Here is a 26,519-nt window from a genome sequence, read left to right on the forward strand (position 1 = left end):
CCATGACTGACAGCCGGCTGGGGGCCGATACCGTGTCGCTGAGCTACGGCGACACCGCGATCGTCACCGACCTCACCCTCGCGATCCCCGACGGTCGCATCACGATGATCGTCGGTCCGAACGCGTGCGGAAAATCCACGCTGCTGCGCGGATTGGCGCGGCTGCTGCGCCCGGCTGCCGGCCGGGTGCTGCTCGACGGCTCCGACATCGCCGGCATGCACACCAAGGAGGTCGCCCGCCGGCTGGGCCTGCTCCCCCAGACGTCGATCGCACCGGAGGGCATCACGGTCGCCGACCTGGTGGCCCGTGGTCGCTTCCCCCACCAGAAGTTGTTGCGGCAGTGGTCGGTTGACGACGAGAAGGCCGTCAACGAGGCGATGACGCTGACCGGAGTGAGCGAGCTGGCCGACCGGCTCGTCGACGAGCTGTCCGGGGGGCAGCGGCAACGGGTCTGGGTCGCGATGGTGCTGGCGCAGCAGACCCCCGTCCTGCTCCTCGACGAACCAACCACCTACCTCGACATCGCCCACCAGGTCGAACTGCTCGATCTGTTCGCGATGCTCAACCGATCCCACGGCCACACGGTGGTGGCCGTCCTGCACGACCTCAACCACGCGTGCCGGTACGCCGACGAGATCGTCGTGATGAAAGCGGGTCGCATCGTCGATCACGGGAATCCGCGCATCGTGGTGACCGCAGAGCTGATCGCCGAGGTCTACGGGTTGTCCTGTCAGATCATCGACGACCCGCAGACCGGCACGCCCCTGATCGTGCCGCGTGCCTCGCCCTACCTCACGGTCGATCGGTGAGGTATCCCCCGCCCCGGCCGAAGAAGTCCAGCGCGCGATGATTCACGCCGTCGTCGGTGCGCACCACGTCGATCACCAGACCTCGGGACCGCCCGCGATAGGCCTCGGCGCCGGCGACGACGACCATGCCGCCGTCCTCTTCTATGAACACCCGCCCCGGCATGCCGCCGTACACACACTGCGACACATGAGACGAGATCACACGCAGTCGCTGCCCGCGAAAGAAGGTGTAGGCGTTGGGGTATGGGTCCGACAGTGCCCGCACGAAGCGTTCGATGTCGGCGGCCGGCCACCGCCAGTCGATCAGGCTGTCCTGCTCGGTGCGTTTGTGGAAGAAAGTGCGCTCCGCGAGGTTCTGCGGCACCGGTTCCACACTCTGATGCTCCAGCCCGTCGAGTGCGGCGTCGAGAACCTCGGGCACCAGATCGAGGGTGTCGTAGACCAGGCTGGTACCGGTGCTCGCCGGCGTGATCTCGACGGCACGCTGCACCAGCACCGCTCCGGTGTCCAATTCGTCGTCCATCAGGTGCGCGGTCAACCCGGTGTGCGTGGCGCCGCTGATCAGCGACCAGATGACCGGCGAGAAGCCGGTGAATCGCGGCAACAGCGAGTCGTGCAGATTCACCGTCCCCAGCCGCGGGATGGCGAACAGCTCGCGCGGCAGCTTCGTGCGCCAGTTGTTGGCCACCATGACGTCGGGGGCGACGGCGCGCACCCGATCGATCAACGCCGCGTCGGGACGTTTCGCCAGGTGTACGTCTATTCCCTCGCTGCGCGCCAGATCCTCCACGGAGTCCGCCCAAATCGATTCGTAGGCATGCTCACTCGTCGGATGCGTCACCACCAGTTCGACGTCGTGGCGCGACTTGAGCAGCGCCTGCAGGGTGCGATGGCCCCACGTCTGATATCCGAACATGACCACGCGCACGACGAACCTCCCGTATCCCGGCCGACCCACTGTAGGTGCCTATGGTTAGCCTAACCTTTGATAGCATCCCGACGGTGCGTTCCCCGCACCCTGCCGCGCGGGACCGACGCCCACGGGATCTTCGCAGAGAGAGAGAACACGTTGTCCAGCAATCCTTTCGACGATCCGAACGGCCGCTTCGTGGTCCTGATCAACGACGAAGAGCAGTATTCGCTGTGGCCGACGTTCGCTGAGGTGCCCGCCGGATGGCGCACCGTGTTCGGCGGGCCCGACGGCACCGATCGGGACAGCGCGCTGCGCTACGTCGAGGAGAACTGGACCGACATGCGGCCGAAATCGTTGCGGGAGCAGATGGACCGCGCCGGGTCCGCGCAGGCGTGAGCACGCCGTCGACGGACGGCTGGTCGGGATCGGTGGTCCTGCGCCGCGCCGTCACGCGGCAGCGCACGCGGCTGGCCGCGGGGTCCGTACTCATCGCCGCCCACCAGCTCTGCGAAGTCGCCGTCCCGATCCTGATCGGCGTCATCGTCGACCGCGCCGTGGCGACCGGCTCGGTCGCCGCCATCGTCACCTGGATCGCGGCACTGGCCGCACTGTTCGTGGTCCTGACGATCGTCTACCGCTTCGGTGCCCGCATGTTGATGGCGGCGATCGCCCAGGAGGGTCACCTGCTGCGCGTCGAGCTGTGCCGGCGAATCCTGGATCCGCGCGGCATGGTCACGACATACCAAGCGGGAGAACTGCTGTCGATCTCGTCCACCGACGCCGAGGAAACCGCGTATCTGCTCGACTACGTCCCCCGGATGGTCGGCGCGGCGGTCGCCACCGTCGCCTGCGGCGCCGTCTTGCTCCACATCGACGCACCGCTGGGTGTCATGGTCCTCGTCGGTGTGCCGGTGGTGATGATCGGTCTGCAGCTCACGGCGCCGATCATCGCCCGTCGCGTCGAGGAGCAGCAGTCACAGATCGGCCGCGCGACCGCGCTGGCCACCGACCTCATCAGTGGGCAGCGCCCCCTGCAGGGCATCGGTGCGCAGCGCCATGCCGCGGACCGATACCGGGTCGCGAGCCGGCGCTCCCTGGCCGCGACGCTGCACGCGTCCCGGATGGAGAGCGCGCACGCGGGGGCGGCCGCCGCCGCGGGGGCGCTCAGCGCGATGGCGGTCGCGGTGGCAGCCGCGTACTTCGCTCTCGCCGGTGATCTCACCCTCGGCCAGCTGATCACCGTGATCGGGCTCGCGCAGTTCCTGGCCGAGCCCTTCGCCGTGCTCGCCACCCTGCCGAGCTCGGTGGCCGAGGCACGCGCCTCGGCCAACCGGGTCGCCGACGTACTGTCCGCCCCCGCGCGTCGTCGTGCCGAGCCAACGTCGCAGGCTCTGGACGCAATCGACGGCCCCGTGCTGGACGTCCTCGACGAGTCCGGACACCTGACCTTCTGCGCGCAACCCGGCGAGATGGTGGCGGTGCTGGCCGCCGACCCCCGCGACGCGGTGACGCTGATCGACGCGATGGCCGAGCGCGACCGCGCCGCCGGCCTGACCGTACGCATCGGAGGCCGTACCCTGCAGGACATCCCGTACGGGCAACGCCGTCGGATCCTGATCGTCGAAGCGCACCGCGGCGATCTGTTCAGCGGCACACTGGAATCCAATCTCACGATGTCGGGCGCCGACGCGGATGCGATCGCCGCGGCACTGATCGCCTCGTGTGCCCTCGACGTGGTCGAACAGCATGCCGACGGGCTCGGCCACCGCGTGATCGAGCGGGGCGCCAGCCTGTCGGGTGGGCAGCGCCAGCGGTTGACGCTGGCCCGGGCGCTGGCCGCCGACCCCGACGTGCTGGTGCTCCACGATCCGACCACCGCCGTCGACGCCGTCACCGAACAGGCGATCGCGGAAGGCATTCGCACCCTGCGGGTCGCGCGCAATCGCGCCACGATCGTGTTCACCACCAGCCCGGCCCTGCTCGCCGCGGCTGACCGGGTGATCGTCGTCGACGGCGGCCGGGTCCGGGGGGAAGGCACGCACGACATCCTCGTCGACTCCGACGACGGATACCGGGAGCTGGTGCAGCGATGACCATCAGCACGTCAACGACGCCCCCGGTGCTGCCCGTCGCCTCGATGCGTCGAACGTGGGGATGGCTGCGCGCCGAAGCGCGCAACCGCAAGAGCGCAAGTGCCACCGCGCTCGTGGTCGGGCTGGCCGCTGCGGCGGCGTCGACCGTGCCGATCTACTTGCTGGGCTCACTGATCGACCGCATCGACGACGGACGCTCCGCCGGGCTGGTCGGGCTGGCCGTGGTGATCGGGGTGAGTGCAGTGATCGGCGGGCTCGGGACGGGCCTGTCGACGTACCTGATCGCGCGTCTCGGCGAGTCGGCCGTCGCGGACCTGCGCGAGGACGTTCTCCGCCATTCCCTGGGTCTGCCGGCGACGACGATCGAGGAGAGCGGCCGCGGCGATCTGCTCTCGCGGGTCGGTGCCGACGTCGCGGCCGTCGCCAAGGCCGTGTCCCAGGTCCTGCCCGACATGCTCAACGCGTTCTTCCTCGGCATCGTCACCGTGGTCGGGATGGCGGGCATCGACTGGCGGCTGGGTCTGGCCGGCGCACTGTGCGTTCCGGCCTATGTCGCCGGATTGCTGTGGTACCTGCCCCGGTCCGCGCCGCTGTATGCGCAACAACGCATCGCGCTCGCCGAACGCGCCCAGGCCACCGTCGAATCCATCCAAGGCGCCCGCACCATCGACGCCTACGAGGTTCACGCCGAGCACCTGCGCGGCATCGAGAACGCCTCAGCGCGGGCCCGCGACTGCGAGGTCACGGTCTTCGGTCTGTTCACCCGATTCGTCGGGCGGGTCAACCGTGCCGAATTCATAGGCCTGGCAGCCACTTTGGTGGTCGGCTTTCTCCTGGTCCGCAGCGGCGCCGTCACGGTGGGACAGACCACCGCCGCGGCGCTATTGTTCCACCGCCTGTTCAACCCGATCGGGCTGATGATGTACAACTTCGACGAGATCCAGGCGGGTGCCGCATGCCTTGCCCGTCTCGTCGGCGTGCTCGACCTGCGGCCGATGGCCACCGATGCGCCGCCGCCACCGACGGCCGAGCCCCCCTCGGCCGACGTGGAGGTGCGCCACGTGTCGTTCCGGTACGGCTCCGGTCCGATCGTCCTGCAGGACGTATCGCTCTCGATCCCGGCCGGGACCCGGTGCGCGCTGGTGGGCACCACCGGCGCAGGTAAGAGCACCCTGGCCGCGGTGATCGCGGGGTCGTTCGTGCCGAATGAAGGGCAGACCCTGATCGGCGGTGTGAGCGTCGCCGAGATCGCCGAGGACCGACTCCGCCACTGGGTGGCCACGGTCACCCAGGAGGTGCACGTGTTCTCGGGAACCATCGGAGACGACCTGCGCCTGGCCGACCCGCAGGCACCCCGTGAACGGTTGCTCGACGCCCTCGACCGGGTGGGCGCCCGGGACTGGGTTGAGAGCCTGGACGACGGTTTGGACACCCTCGTCGGCGAGCACGGCATCGATCTGACCGCGGCGCAGGCGCAGCATCTGGCGCTGGCGCGGCTCGTCCTCGCCGACCCGCGCGTCGTCGTTCTCGACGAGGCCACCGCCGAAGCGGGCAGTGCCGCCGCCGGCGAGCTGGACGCGGCGGCATTGGCCGCCACCGAAGGCCGCACCACTCTCGTTGTCGCTCATCGTCTTTCCCAAGCCACCACCGCCGACCAGATCTTGGTGATGGACGGTGGGCGCATCGTCGAACGCGGCACCCATGACGCATTGCTGGAGCACGACGGTCGCTACGCCCGGCTCTGGCGCGCCTGGCGCGCGCACAGCTAGACCGCCCACCCGCCCCGCGGCCATTTCCCGCCCACCCCCCGACCGAGAAGAGGTTTGCCTCGTGACCGCCGAGTCGCTGGACGTCGTCGATCTGCTCGACCGGTGGAACAACCACTCGACGCCCGATCGGCGCACGACCGTGCCCGCGCTGCTCGCGGCGCGGTGGGGACAGACCCCCGACGCCGTGGCGATCGTCGACGGCACCCGGCGGCTGACGTACCGCGAGCTCGAAACCCGGGTCGCTCAGCTGGCGCGCACGCTGATCACTCGCGGCTTCAATACCGAAGACGTTGTCGCGGTGGGCCTCCCGCGGTCAGCGGAGATGGTGGTCGGCGTGCTCGCTGCCATGGTGGCCGGTACCGCGTTCGTCCCCGTCGATCCCGCGTGGCCGGCACATCGCCGGCGGCAGGTGCTGGCCGACGCCGGCGTGCGGTGCGCCCTCATCACGCCCACCGACGCAAGCGACTGGGACGTCGACACCGTCGCGGTCGATCTCGACGAGTGGCGACTGGCCACTGAGCCGGCCACCGTGCCGGAGGTGCAGATACTGCCAGGAGCGCTCGCCTACGTGATCTTCACGTCAGGATCGACGGGCACACCCAAGGGCGCGATGATCCGCCACGAGGCGATCGCCGAGCGGCTGCTCTGGCAACGCGACCATGTCCTCGGCTTCGGCCGTGACGACGCCTCGCTGTTCAAAGCCCCTCTGTCGTTCGACATTTCGGTCAACGAGATCCTGCTGCCGCTGATCAGTGGCGGCCGTGTCGTGATCGCCGCGCCGGACGCCGAGAAGGATCCGGAGTACCTGCTCGGGCTCATCGCCGCTGAGCGGGTCACGTTCGTGTACCTGGTGTCCTCAATGCTGGACACGCTGCTCGAACTCGACCGGATCGCCATCGCCGACGGCGCTCCCGGCGCGTTGGCATCGCTGCGGCACGTGTGGTGCGGCGGCGAGGTTCTGACACCCGGTCTGTTCGCCCGGTTCCGGCGCCAGCTCGACACCACGCTCTATCACGGGTACGGACCGGCCGAGGCGACCATCGGTGTCTCGCATGTGATCTATCGCGAGACCGCCGAGCGGATCGCGACCTCGATCGGGCGGCCCAACCCCCACACCCAGCTCTACGTCCTCGACGACGCGCTGCGACCGGTCCCGCCCGGTGTCGGCGGCGAGCTCTACGCCGCGGGATTCCTGCTGGGCCGCGGTTATGTCAACGCATCCGCGATGACCGCATCCCGCTTCATCGCGAACCCGTTCGATGCCGACGGGACACGCATGTACCGCACCGGAGACCTGGCGCGGTGGACCGAGGACGGCACTCTCGAATTCCTCGGCCGCGCCGACAACCAGGTCAAGATCCGCGGTCGCCGCATCGAACTCGAGGAAATCGAGGCCCACCTCGCCGACCATCCCGCGGTGCGACGCGCCGTCGTCACGGTGCACCGGCAGGGCACCGCGGACCGGCTCGTCGGATATCTGCTCGCCGCACCGGGGGTGGCGAACGACCCGACGCTGCACGACGACATCCGGCGATGGGCGCTGTCCCGGCTCCCCGAGTACATGGTGCCCACCGATTTCGTCGCGCTCGATGCGATCCCGCTGACTGCCAACGGGAAAACCGACCGTGCGGCGCTGCCGGCCCCGCCGGTACCCCAGGGCGTTCAGCAGGGGCGGGCACCCCGGAACACGCGGGAAGAGGTGCTGTGCCGGGCGTTCGCCGAGGCCCTCGAACTCGAGGAAGCTGGAATCGGCATCGACGATGACTTCTTCGGTCTCGGCGGTGACAGCATCGTCGCGATCCGTGTCGTCGGGCGGGTGCGGGCCCTGGGATTCTCGCTGCGACCCCGCGACATGTTCGCCCACCGCACCGTGGCCGCGCTCGCACCCCTTCTCGTCGACGCCGCACCGGTGCCCGCGGACCGGAAGCCGATCGACACGACCGGGCCCGTGCCGGCAACGCCGATCCTGAGGTGGCTCGACGAGATGGCCGCGACCGGCGGTGGATCGACGATGCATGGCTTCTATCAGGGCATGTCGTTGATCGCACCGCCCGATCTGGACGGACCCACGGTGCGGCGGCTGGTCGACGCGGTGGTGGCCCGCCACCCCGTGCTGTGGGCCTCGACACCGGGACCGGCTGCGGAGCTGGAGATCCCGAGCGGGCCGCCCGAGACCCCGCTTCTCACCGGCGCACTGGCCGATGGCGTCCCGGCTATGCGTGACCGCCTGGTCGAGTGCCTCGACCCCGCTGCCGGCATCGTGGTGGCGGTCGGCTGGCTCGCCGCCGACTCTGGTCGGGGTCGGCTCGTCGTGGTCGCACACCACGTCGTCGTCGACGGCATCTCGCTGCGCATTCTGGCCGACGACTTCGCCGCCGCCCACCGTCAACTCGCCGCCGGCGACGAGCCCACCCTGCCGCCGACCCGTACCGCGTTCCGGTCGTGGGCCACACACCTCGCCGACGCCACGGCCGAAGGGGTGTTCGACGACGATCGCGCGTACTGGCGCGATGCCGTACGCGCCGAGACACAGTGGTCGGCTGCCTCGCTCGATCCGGTCCGCGACACCGTGGCCACCGAGTCGAGCCTCACGGTCGCGCTGTCGTCTGCGGCCACCGAGGCGGTGCTGTCCGCGGTACCCGAACGCATCCACGGCCATGTCAACGACGCCTTGGTGGCCGCGCTGTACCTCGCGGTGCGCGCCTGGCTCGCCGACCGTGGCGTCGACGACCCCGAGGCGCTCACGATCGAGATGGAGGGGCACGGCCGCGAGACCGGCCGAATCGGCGACATCGACCTCTCCGACACCGTCGGCTGGTTCACGACACTGTACCCGGTGCTGCTGCGCGACAACGGAACTGACTGGCGCAGCGCGCTGGCCGGCGGGCCCGCGCTCGGAGCGGCCGTGCGCACGATCAAGGACCAGCTGCGCGCCGTTCCCTCGCATGGCCTGAGCTACGGCGTGCTGCGTCACCTCCGGGGTGCCACCGACCTGGCCACCGCTCCGCAGGTGCTGTTCAACTACCTCGGCCGCTTCGACGCGGGCGACCGGCCATGGGCGTTCGACGGGGTGTTGGAAGGCCGCGACCCCGCGATGCCGTTGCCGCGGCTGCTCGAGATCAACGCCGAGGCCGCCGACACCGGAAGCGGGCCGGTGTTGCGCGCCACCTTCAGCTGGCCGGGCGCCCTCCTCGACACGGCCGACGTGCAGGCTCTTGCCGACCGGTGGATCCGGCTGCTGGAGTTGATCGCGGCCAGCGACGACGTTCGCGGGCACAGCGCTTCCGATTTCGACAAGGTCGCCCTCGGTGACCGCGATGTCGTCGAGCTCGAGCACCGCTATCCCGGTGTCCACGAGGTGCTGCCGCTCACGCCCGTGCAGCAGGGCATCTACTTCCATTCGACGTTCCGCCGGCATGCCGACCCCTACATCGTGACGCAGATCGTCGACATCCACGGTCCCCTCGACGTCGAACGCTTCCAGCGGGCCACCGACATCGTCACCGCGCGCCACCTCGCGCTGTCCGCGGCGTTCGTCACCCTGGCCGACGGCTCGCCCGTCGCCGTCCACGCACCCACTGCCGGACCCGATTTCCGCGTCGTCCACGCCACCGACGCCGCCGAGGCCGACGCTGTCGTCGAACGCTGCGCGGCCGAAGACCGGCACCACGGCTTCGACCTGACCCGCCCGCCATTGACCCGGTACACGCTGGTACGCCGCGACGGAGATTGCACCACGATGGTGCAGACCGTGCACCACCTGGTGGCCGACGGCTGGTCGGTGCCCGTGGTGCTCAACGACCTGCTGACCGCCTATCGCGACGATGGGTTCGATTCGCCTGCACTGTCTTTCGCCGACTTCGTCACCTGGCTCGGTGATCGTGACGCCGTCGCCGATCGCGCCGCGTGGGCGCCCGAGCTCGCCGGGATCGACGCTCCGACCCGACTCGCCGCGGCCGACGGCACCGTGGCCGACACCGCCGCCGGGTTCGGCCGCCGCGACCGCACGCTGGGTGATCGGCAGTCTGCCGCGGCGGCCGCTGCCGCCGCGGGCGTGACCGTCAGCACGCTGCTGCACACGGCATGGGCGCTAGCCGTCGGGCGGCTGACCGGGCGCACCGACGTGACCTTCGGGTCGGTGGTGTCGGGGCGCGACGGGGACGTACCCGGGATCGAACAGATGGTGGGACTGCTGGTCAACACCGTCACCGTCCGGGTGCCGTGGGCGCCTGACGAGCCGGCGCGCACCGTCGCCGCGCGACTCGGCCGGCGCGAGACGGAGCTTCTGGGACACCATCATCTCCCCCTGACCGAGGCGCACCGCATCGCCGGCGTCGACGAACTCTTCGACTCCCTCGTCGTCATCGAGAATCTCGGCGCCGCAGACATTTCCGTCGGTGATCTCCGGATGGGCGACATCCGGGTCGTCGAAGCCCCGCACTACGCGCTGACCGTCATGATCACCGTCCGCGATCGGCTCTCGCTCACGATCACCAACGCGCGCAGCCACATCTCCGATGCCTTCGCCGACACCGTCGCGGGCGTGTTCGCCGACGTGCTGGCGGCGATGGCGGCCGATCTCGACGTGCCGTGTGCCCGCATCCCCATCGCGCGGCAGGCCGAGCTCCCGGCCGAAGTCGACGGCGGCACCCTCACGGAGATGCTCGAAGCCGCTGCCCGCGCCCACCACGACGACATCGCGCTGCAGACCGCGCACGCGTCAGTGACCTTCGGCGCCCTGCGCGAGCGCGCCGGCGCCATCGCCGCCGACTTGCTCGATGCCGGCGTCCGGCGCGGTGACGTCGTGGCCCTGGCCATGTCCCGATCCGCCGACCTCGTCGCGGGGCTGTGGGCGATCACGCTCACCGGCGCGGCCTACCTGCCCGTCGACCTCGGCTACCCCGCCGCACGCATCGCGTTCATGCTCGGCCACGCCGGGCCCAGCGTCGCGCTCGTCGATGACGCCGGCCGAGACGTCGTCGTACCCGTGCTGCCCGAACAGACCGCGCTGGTCGAAGCCGGCAACATCGGTGCAGCCGAACAGGACATCACCCCCGCGCCTGTCGGCCCGAACGATGCGGTGTCCGTGCTCTACACCTCGGGGTCCACCGGAGAACCCAAGGCTGTCGTCGGCACCCATCGGGCGCTGGCGAATCGGCTCCGGTGGGCGCTGATCGCATGGCCGGCGCAACGCCGGCTGGCCAAGAGCTCGCTGTCGTTCATCGACGGCACCACCGAGTTGCTGGCAGGGCTGGCCGCCGGTGCCTGCACCGTGCTCGCCGACGACCGCGCCGCCCGCGACGGACGTGCCCTCGCGGCCCTGATCGCCGACCACGACGTGGAGCAGGTGCTCGCCGTGCCGTCCCTGGCCGCCGCGCTCGCCGACGAGTACCGCGACGACGTGGCCGGGGTGCGCCGGTGGATCGTCAGCGGTGAGCCGCTGACCCCGGCCGACCTCGCCGCGCTCGGTGACACCGGTGCGATCGTCGTGAACTCCTATGGATCGTCGGAGGTGACCGGCGATGTGCTCGCCGGCGAGCAGCACAACGCCACCGTCACCCTCGGCGCGACGGTCCCCGGCGCGCATATCCGCATCCTCGACCGGCACCTGGGTGACCTGCCTGCCGGAGCGATCGGCGAGATCTACGTCAGCGGAGCGCAATTGGCGCGTGGATACCTGCACCGGCCGGCGCAGACCGCGGCCCGGTTCGTCGCCGTCCCGGGTGGCGGTCGGATGTACCGCACCGGCGACCTGGGCTCCTGGCAGCCCGACGGCACCGTCGTCTTCGCCGGCCGCTCGGACGACCAGCTGACGGTCAACGGCCACCGCGTCGAACCCGGCGAGATCGAGACCGCGCTGCTGCGCCAGACCGGTGTGACCGACGCGGCGGTGATCGGCATCGACGCCACCGTGGCGGCGGTGGTCGTGACGGCAGCGCAGGGCCCGAGCCCGGACGACCTGCGGGCGGCGCTGAGCCGCGAGCTGCCCTCCTACCTGGTTCCGGCGACGATCACCGCCGTACCGTCGATCCCGTTGCTGCCCAACGGCAAACGTGACCACACGGCGATTCGCGCCGCGGTGCGGCCGCAGCAGGCGACAGCGAATGTGGCTCCTGCCGACCATCGGCAGCAGGTGATCGCCGAGACCATTGCCGCCGTACTCGGTGCCGTGGCGGAGCCCATCGGAGCGGACATGGACTTCTTCGCCGCCGGCGGTGACAGCATCGGAGCGATCCGGCTGACGAGCAGACTGGCCCGACAGGGTGTCTCGGTCACCGCCGAGGACGTCTTCCGGGGCCGCACGGCGATCGGGATCGCCGCACTGGCAGCGGAGGTGACCGCGGCACAACAGGATTCCGTGCGGCGGTTCGGCACGGTCCGGCTGTCGCAGTCGACACTGCAGCAGCTCACCGCGGCGGAGTCGCTCGACGACATCTGGGGCCTCTCACCGCTGCAGCACGGTGTGTACTACCAGTGCACGCTCGGCGACACCCCCGCGATCACCTACATCGCGCAGAACGTGTTCACCGTCGATCGCCGTATCGACGTCGCGGCGCTGCAGGCGGCGTTCACCGCCCTGCTGGCCCGCCACCCCCAGCTGCGTACCGGGTTCCGCAGTGTCGAGCATGCCGAGCCCGACCCTGCCCCCGACGCCAGCGCGGTCGTCCAGGTCGTGCTGACCGCACCGCCGGCGTGGGTGAGCGTGGTGGATCTCGCAGACCATCCGGCGCACGATGCCGCCACCGCGCTGCACTCCGTGATCGACGCGGACCGCACCACGCCCTTCGATCTCGGTGCCCCGCCGCTGCTGCGCCTCACCGTGGTCCGGCTCCCGGGCGGCCAGGACCGGATGTTGCTCACCTACCACTTCCTGCTGTTCGACGGCTGGTCCCGTGAACTGGTGCTGCGAGAGCTCTTCGCTCTCTACGAGTCTCGTGGCCGACACGGTGCCATCACGCCGCGTCCCGGGGTGGTCACCGACTACCTGCGCTGGCTCGAACGCACCGGCGAGACCGACGCGCTCGCCGCCTGGACGAACCTGCTCGCCGGGCTCGACGAGCCCACCTCGGCAAGCGGACACCGGCCCACCGACGCACCCGTCGACACCGAACCCGGTCGCATCGTCGTCGCGGTCGACGAAGCCGTCACCGCGCGGCTCGACGACACCGCTTCGGCGCTCGGCGTCACGCTCAACGCGGTCGTCACCACTGCCGTGGCCGTCGTGACCGGGTGGTACGCCGGCACCACCGACACCGTCGTCGGAACCACCGTGGCGGGACGCCCGGGCGAGCTCGCCGGGATCGACGAGACGATCGGGTTGTTCCTCAACACGGTGCCTGTGCGCGTCGCGTTGGCGCCGGCGATGACGCTGGCCGACGTGGTCGCCGCGATCGCCGAGCAGCGGCTGACCATGATGGCCCACGACCATCTCGGGCTCGGGCAGATCCAGCGGGCCGCCGGGCAATCCGTTGCGGCGCTGTTCGATTCGCTGGTGGTGCTGCAGAACTTCCTCGCCGATGGCACCTTCACCGATCTGGATGCCGCGCACGGCATCGTCGATGTCGACTATCACGACACCACCCACTTCCCGCTGACCTGGGTGGTGACGCCGGGACGTCGCCTGACCGTGAAGCTCGAGCACCGCGTGGTCGGCGACGAGCGCGCCCGCGAGATGGTGGACACCCTGCTCGCCGTCCTCGATGCACTCGCGTCGGCACCCAACACGATGCTCGGCGCCGTGCCGGTCGCGAACGCGCCGCAGCGCCATGCCGAGCCACGGACCGTCGAGCCGGTCACGATCGCCGAACTGCTCTCGCAGCAGGCGCGCCGGCGCCCCGACGACGTCGCGCTCGTGTTCGGCGATGTAGAGCTGACCTACCGCGCGTTCGACGAGAGGGTCAACCAGTTGGCCCGCGTGCTGCGCCGACAGGGCGCACTACCGGAAAGGTCTGTTGCGCTGGCGCTTCCGCGGTCCATCGACATGGTGGTCGCGTTGTTCGCCGTGCTGCGCGCCGGTGCGGCGTACCTGCCGCTGGAACTCGACCTGCCGCTGGGCCGGCTGCGCACCATCATCGCCGACGCCCGCCCCACGCTGCTGCTCACCACCTCGTCGCAGCCTGAGCTGGCCGACTGCGGCGCCGAGCACGGCGCAGACGTCATCGTGCTCGACGACGCGGCCACCCGCGCCGACATCGCCGCCACAGCCGCAGACCCGCTGACCGCCCCCGAGCTCGGCGAGTTCGCCGGCGGGGCAGAGCGTCTGCAGCATCCGGCCTACCTGATCTACACCTCGGGGTCCACCGGCACACCCAAGGGCGTCATCACCGGGTACGCCGGGTTGACGAACATGTACTTCAACCACCGCGAGGCGATCTTCGCGCCCACCGTGGGCCGCGCGGGCCGGGACCGCCTCGACGTCGCCCACACCGTCTCGTTCTCGTTCGACATGTCGTGGGAGGAGCTGTTCTGGCTCGTCGACGGACACCGCGTGCACATCTGCGACGAGGATTTGCGCCGTGACGCGCCCGCACTGGTCGACTACTGCCGCGAACACGCCATCGACGTCATCAACGTCACGCCCACCTACGCCCACCACCTGATCGATGCCGGGCTGCTGGACACCCGCCCCCCGGCGCTGGTGCTGCTGGGCGGCGAGGCGGTCAGCGAGCACGTCTGGTCGGTGCTGCGCGAGCATCCGATCACCGCGGGCTACAACCTCTACGGCCCGACCGAGTACACGATCAACACCCTCGGCGGCGGAACCGACGACAGCCCGACCCCGACGGTCGGCAGCCCCATCTGGAACACCCGGGCCTACGTCCTGGACCAGGCGATGCGGCCGGTGCCCGACGGCACCATCGGTGAGCTCTACATCGCCGGAACTGGGTTGGCGCGCGGCTATTACCGCCGCGCCGCACTCACCGCCGCGACCATGCCGGCCGACCCGTTCGTGGCCGGCGGCCGGATGTACCGCACCGGCGACCTCGTGCGACGCCGCCCCGACAGCGGACTGCTCGACTACCTGGGCCGCGCCGACGACCAGGTGAAGATCCGTGGTTACCGCATCGAACCGGGCGAGATCGAGGCGGCTCTTGCCACATTGCCGGACGTCGCGCGCTGCGCGGTCGTGGTCCGCACCCGGGCCGGTGATCCGCCGGTGAAAAGTCTGGCGGCGTACGTGATCCCTGTCGACCGGTCGCTTGCCGCCACCGAGCTGGCGGGCCGGTTGCACGCGCAGCTCTCGTCGACGCTGCCCGCATACATGGTGCCGACCCGCTACGGCGTGGTCGACGCGCTGCCGCTCACGGTCAACGGCAAATTGGATGTGTCGGCTCTACCGGAGCCCGTCGCCCCGACGCGGCAACAGACCAGGGGTCCCCGCAGCGAGCGGGAGGCGCAGCTGCTCGAGATCATCTCTGCCGTCCTGGATCTCGACGGGATAGGACCGGACGACGACTTCTTCGCCCTCGGCGGCGACAGCATCTCGTCCATCGCGCTGTGCGGCCGGGCCCGTTCGGCGGGGCTGCACATCACCCCCCGCGACGTGTTCCGGCGCCGCACCGTCGCCGCGCTCGCCGCGCTCGCCGAGGCCGCACCGACGACAGCCGACCCCCTCGGTGGGCTCGACCTCTCCGCCACGGGCGATGTGGCGCAGACCCCGATGCTCGCGGAAACCGCTGCAGCACAGACACCGCTGACGAACTTCTACCAGTCGATGGTCTTCAGCACACCCGCCGCCCTCACCGCGACAGGTCTGCGCGACATGCTCGCCGCACTGCTCGACGGGCACGGCATGTTGCGCGCACGGCTCCGCGACGGCACCGACGGCTGGCAGCTGACCGTTCCCGCGCGGGGGCCGGACCCGGCCGCGATCCTCACCGTGGCAACCGCCGAACTAGACGCGACCACGATCGACGCGGCGACCGCCGAGGCGGCGTCCCGGCTGTCCCCCGCCGACGGCGTGATGGTGCAGTCGCTCTGGTGGAACGCCCCGCACGGACCGGGCCAACTCCTGGTCGTGATCCACCACCTCGTCGTCGACGGTGTCTCGTGGCGGATCCTGGCCGACGACCTGCGTCGGGCCTGGACGCAGGTGGAATCCGGCACGCAGCCCCGCCTCGAGGCGGAACCCACGCCGTTCCGCACCTGGTCCGAAGCGCTGAGCAGGTGCGCCAGTTTCGGCGATCAAGCCCGGTACTGGGCGGACGTGCTGGCGACGGCGGACCCTGATCTGGGCGCACGCCCCCTCGATCCGTCGGTCGACCTGGCAGACACCGTTGCGACGCATACCTTCTCGCTATCCCGTGACGTCAGCGCCGCCGTGTTGTCTTCCGTACCGGCGGCATTCCACGGCAGATCCGACGACGCGCTGCTCGCGACGCTGGCGATGGCGCTGCATCACTGGCGCAGCAGCCGCGACCGCGCGGCCGGTTCGGCGACCATCGTCAACGTCGAAGGCCACGGTCGCGAAGCTGAGTCGGTCGACCTGCCGCTGGATCTGTCCCGCACCGCCGGCTGGTTCACCTCGATCTACCCGGTCCGCCTGGACCCGGGCGAGCTGGCGTGGTCCGACGTGCTGGCTGCCGGGGACCGCCTGGCCGCCGCGGTGAAAACGGTCAAGGAGCAACTGCGGACCGTGCCGGACCGCGGCATCGGCTACGGCGTGCTCCGGCACCTGAGCGCCGACCCGGATCTCGCCATGCCGGCGCCGCAGATCCTGTTCAACTATCTGGGCCGCTTCGCCGGCGGCAGCGGACGGGACTGGGATCCCGTGCCGAGCATCGGCACGCTACGAGAAGGTGTGGACCCCGCCAATCCCGCGGTGGCGCTGGAGATCACCGCGCTGGCCGAAGAGTCGAACGACGGCCCGACCCTCGGCATCACGCTCGCCTTCCCCCAGCAGCTTCTCGACCCCGACGCCGTCGGCGAGCTGGCCGACCTCTGGCGCGCCGCGCTGGAGGCGGTCGCGCGCTGCACTTCGCTGGCCGGTCGCACACCCTCGGACTTCCCGCTGGCCCAGCTCAGTCAAGCCGATGTCGACACGCTGGAGCGCAACGGTCGGGTCGACGATGTCCTTCCGCTGCTCCCCCTGCAGCAGGGCATGTACTTCCACTCGGTGTTCGGCGGGAGTACTGATACGTATCGCATCCAGCAGATCGCGACACTGTCGGGCCCCGTCGACCCGGATGTGCTGACGCGCGCGATCCGGCGTGTGGTGGACCGGCATCAGGCACTGCGGGCGAGTTTCACCGAGTTGGAGGACGGCCGCCTGGCACAGGTGATCTGGTCTGACGTCGAGGTCGAGATCACCACGGCCACCGGCGATCTGGCCGAGGTGGACGACATCGCCCGCCGGGAACTCGCTCGACCCTTCGATCTCTCGCAGGCACCGCTGGTGCGCTACGTCCTGGTCTCGCTGGCCGAGGACGACCACCGGCTGATCCAGACGATGCACCACATCATCGCCGACGGCTGGTCCTATCCGGTGATCTTCGGCGACATCGTGGCCGCGCACAATGCCGCGCTCGGGCGGCAGGCCGGCCTCGACCCGGCGCCGGTGACGCTGCGGGACCACGTCGAATCCGTACTGGCCCGCGACCACGCCGTGGCGATCGACGCGTGGCGCGAGACCCTGCGAGGGGCCACACCCACGCTCTTGCACGGTGATCGGGGCGCGACGGCAGACGGCGAGCACCGCAGCAGCACCCGCCGGTTGTCGGCCGAGCTGACCTCCGCGCTGACACAGGTCGGCCGCGACCGCGGTCTGACGATGTCGGCCATCGTGCACGGCGCCTGGGGAATCCTGCTGGGGCGACTGCTCGATCGCCGCGAGGTGGTGTTCGGGTCCACGGTCTCGGGCCGCGACGGTGACCTGGCCGGCGTCGAGACGGTGGTCGGGTTGCTGATCAACACGATCCCCGTCGCGATGTCGTGGCAGCCCGACACGTCGCTCGGTACTGCGCTGAGGGACATGGCCGACCGCCAGAGCAATGTGCTCGATGCCCACCATATCGGTTTGACCGAACTCTCCCGTCTGGCCGGTGTCCGGGAACTGTTCGACACCCTCGTCGTCGTCGAGAACTTCCCCACCATCTCCTCGCAGCATCGTCCGGATCTGCTGTCGTTCGACGGCTTCGTCGGCACCGACGCCCCGCACTATCCGGTGGCCGTGATCGCCTACCTGGGCGAGGAGCTGGTCATCGAGATCTCCTACGATGCCACGGTCGTCGACCGCCGCCAGGCCGACCGCTACGCCGACCACCTCGAGGTGGTCCTCACCGCACTGGCCACCGACGCCGACACCGTCATCGGCGCGCTGGAACTCGGGACCCCCGGTGATACCACCGTCGTGGAACCGACCGGATGGACTCTGGCACAGGCGTTTTCCGACATGGTTGCTCAGCACGGTGACGCTGTCGCGGTCACCGGGGAGAACGGGTCGCTGACCTATGCCGAACTGGATGCGCGGGCCACCCGGGTCGCGGCCACGCTGAGTGATCTCGGGGTGCGCCCCGAATCGCGGGTGGCGGTCGCCGTGCCCCGCTCACTCGATCTGATCGTCGCCCTGATCGGCGTCGTCAAGGCCGGCGGTGCGTACGTTCCACTGGATCCCGACTCCCCGGAGGCGCGGCTGCGCCACATCCTGACCGACGCGGGCCCGGTGTGCGTACTGACCGATCGGCACGACCGGGTGCCCGAGGTGGGTGTACCGGCCGTCGTCCTCGCCGACATCGCTGCGGACCGGGGTCATGACGCATCCCCCGACGTCCACCCGGAACCGGCGCTGGCCGACCACACGGCCTATGTGATCTACACGTCCGGATCGACCGGGGTCCCCAAGGGGGTGGCGGTCAGCCACCGCAACGTCGCTGCGCTGTTCGCGGCTGCAGCGGAGCGTTTCGACTTCACCGCCGACGACGCCTGGACGATGTTCCATTCCGCGGCGTTCGACTTCTCCGTCTGGGAGATGTGGGGGGCGTTGCTGCACGGCGGACGCCTGGTACTGGTCAGCGGCGCCGACGCGCGGGACCCGGAACGCTTCCTGGGGCTGCTGGCCGCGCAGCGGGTCACCGTGCTGAACCAGACGCCGTCGGCGTTCTACCCGCTCATCGACGCCGAGGACCGCATGCGCCCCGACCTGGCGCTGCGCTACGTGATCTTCGGCGGGGAAGCGCTCGACGCGTCACGGCTCGACGGCTGGCTGCACCGCGGGCCCGCCGGGCCGCAGCTGGTCAACATGTACGGCATCACCGAGACCTGTGTGCACGTCTCCCATCGCCCGCTCACCTCGCGGGATGCCGGCGAGCGTGGGGTGATCGGCGATGCACTGCCCGGCCTCACCGCGCATCTGCTCGACGAGCAGCTACGGCCCGTTCCCGTGGGCGTCGTGGGCGAGATCTACGTCGCGGGCGATCAGGTCGCCCGCGGCTACATCGGCAAGCCCGGGCTGACCGCGAGCCGATTCGTCGCCGACCCGCACGGCGCCGGTCGCCGGCTGTACCGCAGCGGAGACACCGCGATGGCCACCGCCACCGGCGAACTGGTGTACGTCGGCCGCTCCGACCATCAGGTGAAGATCCGCGGCTACCGCATCGAGCTCGGCGACGTGGAGACCGCGCTGGCCGCCCTGCCCGACGTCCGCAACGCCGCCGCGGCGGTGCACACCGACGAGTCGGGGCGCACCACGCTGATCGGATACCTGGTCACCACCCGACCGCTGGCCATTGCGGAGATCAAAGACGCACTGCAACAACGCATCCCGGACTACATGGTGCCGGCGGCGTTCGTCACCCTGGAGGACCTACCCTTGACGGTCAACGGCAAGCTCGACCGGGCCGCCCTGCCCGCTCCCTACGGCGCCACCACCGTCGCCGAGCCGGCGACGCGCGATGCCGCCGCGCGGATCGCCGAACTGTGCAGCGAGATCCTGCGCGTCCCCGTCGGCGTGAACGACGACTTCTTCACGATGGGTGGCGACAGCATCGTGGCCATCCAGCTCGTCAACCTCGCCCGGCGTGCCGGCATGCGCATCACGCCGCAGCAGGTGTTCGCGGCGCGCACCCCGGCCGCGCTCGCCGACGTGGCCGATGTGACCGCGGCCGATCAGCCCGCGCCGGCCGTCTCCCCGTCGACCGAACCTGCAGGCGAGGTTCCTCTCCCGCCGATCGTGCTGCGGCAAGCCGAACTCGGCGGCACCATCACCCGGTTCAACCAGGCCGAGATGCTGCGCACGCCGCCCGGCCTCACCGTCGACGTGCTCGACGCAGCGCTGCGGGCCGTCGTCGAACGCCACGACGCACTCCGGATGCGCTTGCTGCGGCCGGCGCCGACGCTGTGGTCGTTGGAGACGGCCGCAGCCGGGGCGGTACCGCTGACGCGCATCGACGCATCGGCCATGACCAGCGACGAACTGGCCGAAGCGATCGCCCTCGAATCGGATGCCGCGACGGGCCGCCTCGATCCGGAATCGCAGGCGATGCTGCAGGCGGTCTGGTTCGACCGAGGCCCTGACGCTCAGGGCCGGCTGATCCTGGTCGTCCACCACCTCGCCGTCGACGCGGTGTCCTGGCACATCCTGGTCGACGACCTCGCCGATGCGTGCCGCCACACCGGCACTCGGGCCCTACCCGCTGTTCCGACGTCGTATCGCGCGTACGCGCGCGCCGTCACCGAGGAGGCGCAGCGCGCCTCCCGACTCGCGGAGTTCGAGCACTGGTCGGCCACGTTGGCCCCCGGCGGGGAACTCGACCCGGAGGCACTCACCGTGGGCCTCACCGTCGGGGCGACCCGTGACCATCACGTGGTTCTCGACGTGGCCGAGACCGTACCGCTGCTCACCACCGTCCCCGAGCTGGCCAACGCCGACGTGACCGAGACGCTGCTGACCGCTTTGGCCCTCGCGGTGAACCGGTGGCGCCGGGCGGCCGGCCGGGCCACATACGCAGACCTCGTCGTCGACATCGAACGCCATGGACGTGACCGCTGGGGCGGCGACGTCGACCTGTCCCGCACCGTCGGATGGTTCACCGCCATCTCCCCGGTGCGATTGCGATGCGACGACGCCGATCTAGTGGCGGCCCTGCGCGATGTCAAGGAAGCCGTACGGGCGAGCGCCGACGGCGGCATCGGATTCGGGCTGCTGCGCTACTGCAATCCGCGAACCGCCGGGGCACTCGGCTGGCTACCGGCGCCGCAGCTGCTGTTCAACTACCTCGGGCGCTGGTCCGCGGGCGACGCCGACTGGCAGCCCGCACCGGAACCGCTGCGCACCGATCCCGACCCCGACCTCGGGACCCCGTACCTGCTGGAGGTCAACGCCCACTGCGACGACACCGCGGACGGCCCGATGCTGCGTGCGGTCTTCACGTACGCCGACGGGGAGTTCTCCGAGCGCGACGCCACCGACATCGCCGGACACTGGGTGAACGTTCTGCAGGAACTCGGCGCAACAGCCGGTTCCGCCGATCGCACACTGACACCGTCGGATCTACCCCTGGTCACCCTCGACCAGGATCAGATCGACACGGTCCTGGCCGCCGTGCCCGTCCCGGTCGAGACGATCTGGCCGCTCTCGCCGCTACAGCAGGGCGTGTACTTCCAGGCACGCTATTCGCCGGCCGCGGTGTACATCGTGCAGAACGTCTTCGACATGGCCGAACCCGTCGACATCGACGCACTGCGGAGTGCCTACGCGCTGGTGATGGCCCGCAATCCCGTTCTCCGGTCGGCCTTGTGGGCGGACGGCACGCCCGAACCGATCGCGGCGATCGCCGCCGATCCCCCGGTGAGCGTCGAGGTGCTCGACATCGCTGAGGCCACCGATGCGGGCGACATCGACGAGGCGCTCGACCGCATCACGCGCGCCGACCGGGAACGCACTTTCGACCTGTCGTCACCGCCGCTCGCGCGTTTCACCGTGGTACGCACTGGGCAGGCCGACCGGCTGATCTTCAGCTACCACTTCCTGCTGCTCGACGGATGGTCGCGCGAACAGCTGCTCAGAGAGCTGTTCGCCGCGTATTCCGCTGCCCGCCAGGGTGAATCGGTCGATCTCCCTGAACCCACCGCGGACTTCACCGACTACCTCGCCTGGCTCGCTGGGCGGGACACCGAAGAATCGGCGCGCCGCTGGGCAGAGGCCCTGACCGGGCTGCCGGGTCCGTCGCTGCTCGTGCCATCAGCGGTCGGCACCGAACCGACGCTCGCGCTGCGCCTGGAATTCCTGCTCTCCCCGGATCAGACCAGCGCGCTACGCGCCAGGGCCCGGGAGTGCGGAGTCACCCTCAACGCGATCATCAGCACGGCGCTGGCGATGGTGATCAGCTATGAAACAGCCAGTGCCGATGTCGTTTTCGGGTCAACGGTGGCCGGCAGACCGACCGAGATCGACGGGATCGCCGACGTCATCGGACTGTTCCTGAACACGGTTCCCACCCGCGTGCGGCTGTCCCCCGAGCGCCGCCTGGACGACACCGTGCGCGCCGTGCAGTCCGACCGACTGGCCATGATGGACCACGAATACCTCGGACTGGGTGAGATCCAGCGCGCACTGGCAGGAACCCACGGTCTCGCTGCGGGGGCACCGCTGTTCGACAGCCTGTTCGTGTTGCAGAACTTCCTCGACGACGACACCTTCACCGATCTGGAAACCGAGCACGGCATCGTCGGCCACGACTCGGTGGACGCGTCGCACTATCCCTTGACGTGGGTCGCATCCCCAGGTCGCCGGCTGTGGGTCAAGCTCGAGTACCGCCCCGACGTCGTCGAGCGGGCGCATGCGCAGCGCCTGCTCGACCGGCTGCAGCAGGTGCTGGAGTTCGTGGCGCTGGCGCGCGGAGCGGACCTGCTGGGCAGCATCCCCCTCGCGCTGGCCGAGGAACAACGGCGAATCGCCGCGGCCGAGACCGCGACGGACCGGCCCCTTCCGGCGGCAGCGGTCACCGACCTGCTCGCCGACCGTGCGCAACGATCACCTGAGCTGACCGCACTGGTGTGCGGAAACCGACGCGTCGACTACGCCGCCCTGCAGACGTCGATCAACCGTCTGGCCTGGCTGCTGCGGGACAACGGCGTCGGCGAGGGCGACACGGTGGCGCTGGCCATGCCGCGCTCGATCGACGCGGTGATCGCCCTGTTCGCCGTACTGCGCGCCGGTGCGGCGTATCTGCCGCTCGAATTGGACTACCCCGACGAGCGGCTGCGGGTGATGCTCACCGACGCCGAGCCGGTCCACGTCCTCACCACGAGCGCAGTTGCCGAACGCATCGGGGGGTTTTCGGAGCGTCCTCAGCTGGTCCTCGACGATCCCGCTGTCGCAACGACGTTGGCGGCCGCATCCGCAGACTGGGACGGCTACACGCCGCCGCTCGACGCGCGGGCCTACCTGATCTACACCTCGGGTTCCACCGGCACCCCGAAGGGGGTCTCCACGGCGCACCGGGGCTTGACCAACATGCACCTCAACCACCGCGAGGCGATCTTCGGACCTGCGATCGAGCGTGCGGGCGGGCGCCGCATGCGGATCGCGCACACCGTGTCGTTCTCCTTCGACATGTCATGGGAAGAGTTGCTGTGGCTGATCGAAGGCCACGAGGTGCACATCTGCGACGAGCAGTTGCGCCGCGACGCCGTGGCTCTGGTGGCGTACTGCCAGGATCACGGGATCGACGTCGTCAACGTCACGCCGACCTACGCCTCACTGCTGTTCGAGCAAGGCCTGCTCGACCCCCCGCATCCACCCGTGCTGGTACTGCTGGGTGGCGAGGCGGTGTCGCCGAGCGTGTGGAATCGGTTGCGCGACAGCGACACCAGCTACGGCTACAACCTCTATGGACCCACCGAGTACACGATCAACACGCTGGGCGCCGGCACCGACGACAGCGCGACACCGACGGTCGGCGCACCGATCTGGAACACCCGGGTCTACGTCCTCGACGCCTGGTTGCGTCCGGTGCCCGACGAAGTGGCCGGTGAGCTGTACATCTCCGGGGCCGGTCTGGCCCACGGGTACCGGGGCCGAGCCGGGCTGACGGCCCAGCGCTTCCTCGCCAACCCGTTCCGGTCCGGCGATCGCATGTACCGGACCGGTGACGTGGTCCGTCGTCGGAGCGATGGCAACATCGACTACCTGGGACGGTCCGACGACCAGGTGAAGATCCGCGGCCACCGGGTGGAACTCGGTGAGATCGAGGCCGTGCTGCACGACCATCCCGCGGTGACGCAGGCCGCGGTGATCGCCGTGCCCGATCCGGCCGGTTCGCACCGGCTGCTGGCCTACGTCGTCGCCACCGGTGACGCCGATCTGCCGGCGCAGCTGCGCAGCCACCTGACCTCAGCGCTGCCCCAGCACATGGTGCCCGCAGCCATCGGCATGGTCGATGCGCTGCCGCTGACCGACAACGGGAAACTCGACATCCGTGCGCTGCCTGATGTCGAGATCGTCGTCGACTCCGGACGCGCGCCGCAGACACAGACCGAGCACGACCTGTGCGGCGTCTTCGCCGACGTCCTCGGGGTCGGGGTCACCGGGGTGGACGCCGACTTCTTTGCGCTGGGCGGGCATTCGTTGTCGAGTATCCGGTTGATCAGCCGGGTGCGGTCGCTGTTCGGTGTGGAGCTGTCTCTGCGTGATGTGTTCGACCACCCCACCGTGGCGGGCTTGGCCGACCTTATCGACAGCGCATCACCGTCGGAGCCGTCGCGCCCCGAGCTCGTCGCCCGCGAGCGACCGGCCGTGATTCCGGTCTCGGCCGCCCAGGAACGCATGCTCATCGTCGACCGGCTCGCCGAGACCGGAACGGTCTACAACTATCCGTTGATCGTCACGGTCGGCGAAGGCTTCGACGTCGCCGCGTTCACCGCGGCGGTCGGTGACGTGGTCGCGCGCCACGAAACCCTGCGCACGGTGTTCACCGAACACGACACCGGGTTCGCCCAAACCATCCTGGCGCCCGACACCGCAACCCCCATCGAGATGCTGGACGACCGCCACGGGCCGCTCGAGGAGATCATCGCCCGCGCCACGACACACCGGTTCGACCTGACCCGGGAAACACCCCTGCGCATCACACTGGTCACCCACGCCGACGCAACCACCACCGTCGTGCTGCTGCTGCACCACATCACCACCGACGAATGGTCTGACGCACCCCTGCTGAACGATCTCGAGAACGCCTACCTCGCCCGCCACGCCGGCCACCCACCCCAATGGGAACCGCTGCCCGTCCAGTACGCCGACTACGCCCTCTGGCAACGGGATCTGCTTCAGCTGACCACAGACGAGCACCTGCAGTTCTGGACCGACACCCTGCACGACGCCCCCGACGAACTCGCCCTGCCCACCGACCGACCCCGCCCCACCACACCCACCGGCACCGGCGGGAGGATCGCCGTGGAGCTGAGCACCGATGCCACCCTCGCCCTGCGGGACCTGGCGGCAACGCATCACGCCAGCATGCTCGCCGTGTTGCATGCCGCGGTGGCGGTTCTGTTACGCCGGCTAGGGGCGGGCACCGATATCGTGGTCGGTACGCCGGTCGCGGGCCGCGACGACGCCGCGCTCGACAACCTGGTCGGGTTGTTCGTCAACACCGTCGTGCTGCGCACCGATGTGTCGGGTGACCCCAGCTTCGCCGAGCTGCTCACCCGCATCCGCACCGACGATCTCGACGCCTTCGCCCACGCCGATCTGCCGTTCGACCGCATCGTCGAAGCTCTCAACCCACCCCGCATCGCAGGCCGCAATCCCCTGTTCAACGTCTTCATCGCCCACTACCGCAGAAGCGACGACGACACCACCGTGTTCGGGCTCCCCGCCCTCTGGCCCGAATCCGCCCCCACCGCAGCCATGTTCGACATCGGCATGATGCTGACCGAACATCCCGACGACACCGCGACGCTCACCGTCGAGTACAGCGCCGACCTGTTCGACCGGGAGTCGGCGCTTGCACTCGGTCAGCGACTGAGTCGGGTCTGTGAGGCTGTCGCATCCGACGGGGGGACCCGCGTCGGCGACGTCGACATCCTGACCCCGCAGGAGCGCGAGCGCATCGTCGTCGAACGAAACGACACCAAACATGCTGTGCCGTCGGCAAGTCTGGCGGCGTTGGTGTCGGCTCAGGCAATGCGGACACCGCTTGCGACCGCCCTGTCCTTCGAGGGTGTCGAGGTGAGCTACGCCGAGCTCGACGCGTGGTCGGATCGGTTCGCCGCCCGGCTCCGTGACCGCGGCGCTGCACCAGGTGCGGTTGTGGGCATCCGCCTGCCCCGCAGTCTGGAACTGATCATCGCCCTGGTGGCCACCACCAAAACCGGCGCCGCGTTTTTGCCCCTGGATCCCGACTACCCCGCCGCGCGCCTGGACCAGATGATCACCGACGCCGCACCTGCCGTCATCGTCGACGACACCGCCGACATCTCGGCCGCACAACACGATCCACAACCTGCACCCCTGCCACCAGCACACCCCGACTCCGTGGCCTACGTGCTCTACACCTCAGGCACCACCGGCACGCCAAAAGGTGTGGTCATTCCCCACACCGCCATCGTCAACCGCATCGCGTGGCTACAGCACGCCTACCCACTCTCAGCCGAGGATCGCATGCTGGTCAAGACCCCCATCAGCTTCGACACCTCCGTCTGGGAAGTGTTCTGGCCCTTGATGGCCGGTGCGACCGCGGTGATCGCCCGCCCCGGCGGCCACCGCGACCCCCACTACCTCGCCCACACCATCACCGACGAACACATCACCGCCATCGACTTCGTCCCCTCCATGCTCGAAGTCTTCCTCGACGAACCCACCATCGACACCTGCACCACCCTCACCCGCGTCACCGTCGGCGGCGAAGCCCTCACCCCCGACCTCCTGCACCGCTTCCACCACCACTTCCCCCACACCCCCCTGCACAACCTCTACGGACCCACCGAAACCGCCGTC

5 protein-coding genes and 1 pseudogene are annotated in these 26,519 nt (G+C 69.9%); 5 read left to right on the top strand and 1 reads right to left on the bottom strand.

Going from position 1 to position 26,519, the window contains the following annotated elements; all coding sequences use genetic code 11:
• Positions 1-2 precede the first annotated feature (2 nt).
• A complete protein-coding gene (locus MHN84_RS26960; protein WP_241207543.1) occupies positions 3-809 on the top strand; it encodes an ABC transporter ATP-binding protein in 807 nt (268 codons plus the stop codon).
• Here MHN84_RS26960 and MHN84_RS26965 read toward each other — a convergent pair.
• A complete protein-coding gene (locus tag MHN84_RS26965; RefSeq protein ID WP_241207544.1) occupies positions 793-1,737 on the bottom strand; it encodes a methionyl-tRNA formyltransferase in 945 nt (314 codons plus the stop codon). The two genes, MHN84_RS26960 and MHN84_RS26965, sit on opposite strands and share 17 nt — an antisense overlap.
• A gap of 141 nt (positions 1,738-1,878) precedes the next feature.
• On the opposite strand from MHN84_RS26965, the gene MHN84_RS26970 reads away from it, so the two are divergent.
• The 4 genes and pseudogenes from MHN84_RS26970 to MHN84_RS26985 all read left to right on the top strand — a co-directional run.
• Complete coding sequence (locus tag MHN84_RS26970; protein WP_241207545.1) at positions 1,879-2,118, top strand: MbtH family NRPS accessory protein; 240 nt, start codon at positions 1,879-1,881, stop codon at positions 2,116-2,118.
• Complete coding sequence (locus tag MHN84_RS26975) at positions 2,115-3,815, top strand: ABC transporter ATP-binding protein (RefSeq protein WP_241207546.1); 1,701 nt, start codon at positions 2,115-2,117, stop codon at positions 3,813-3,815. The genes MHN84_RS26970 and MHN84_RS26975 overlap by 4 nt, the downstream gene beginning before the upstream one ends.
• A complete protein-coding gene (locus tag MHN84_RS26980; RefSeq protein ID WP_241207547.1) occupies positions 3,812-5,584 on the top strand; it encodes an ABC transporter ATP-binding protein in 1,773 nt (590 codons plus the stop codon). The genes MHN84_RS26975 and MHN84_RS26980 overlap by 4 nt, the downstream gene beginning before the upstream one ends.
• 91 nt (positions 5,585-5,675) lie before the next feature.
• Positions 5,676-26,519, top strand: a pseudogene (locus tag MHN84_RS26985) (amino acid adenylation domain-containing protein); the annotation flags it as partial.

This window comes from Mycobacterium sp. PSTR-4-N, assembly GCF_022348085.1.
Lineage (GTDB): Bacteria > Actinomycetota > Actinomycetes > Mycobacteriales > Mycobacteriaceae > Mycobacterium.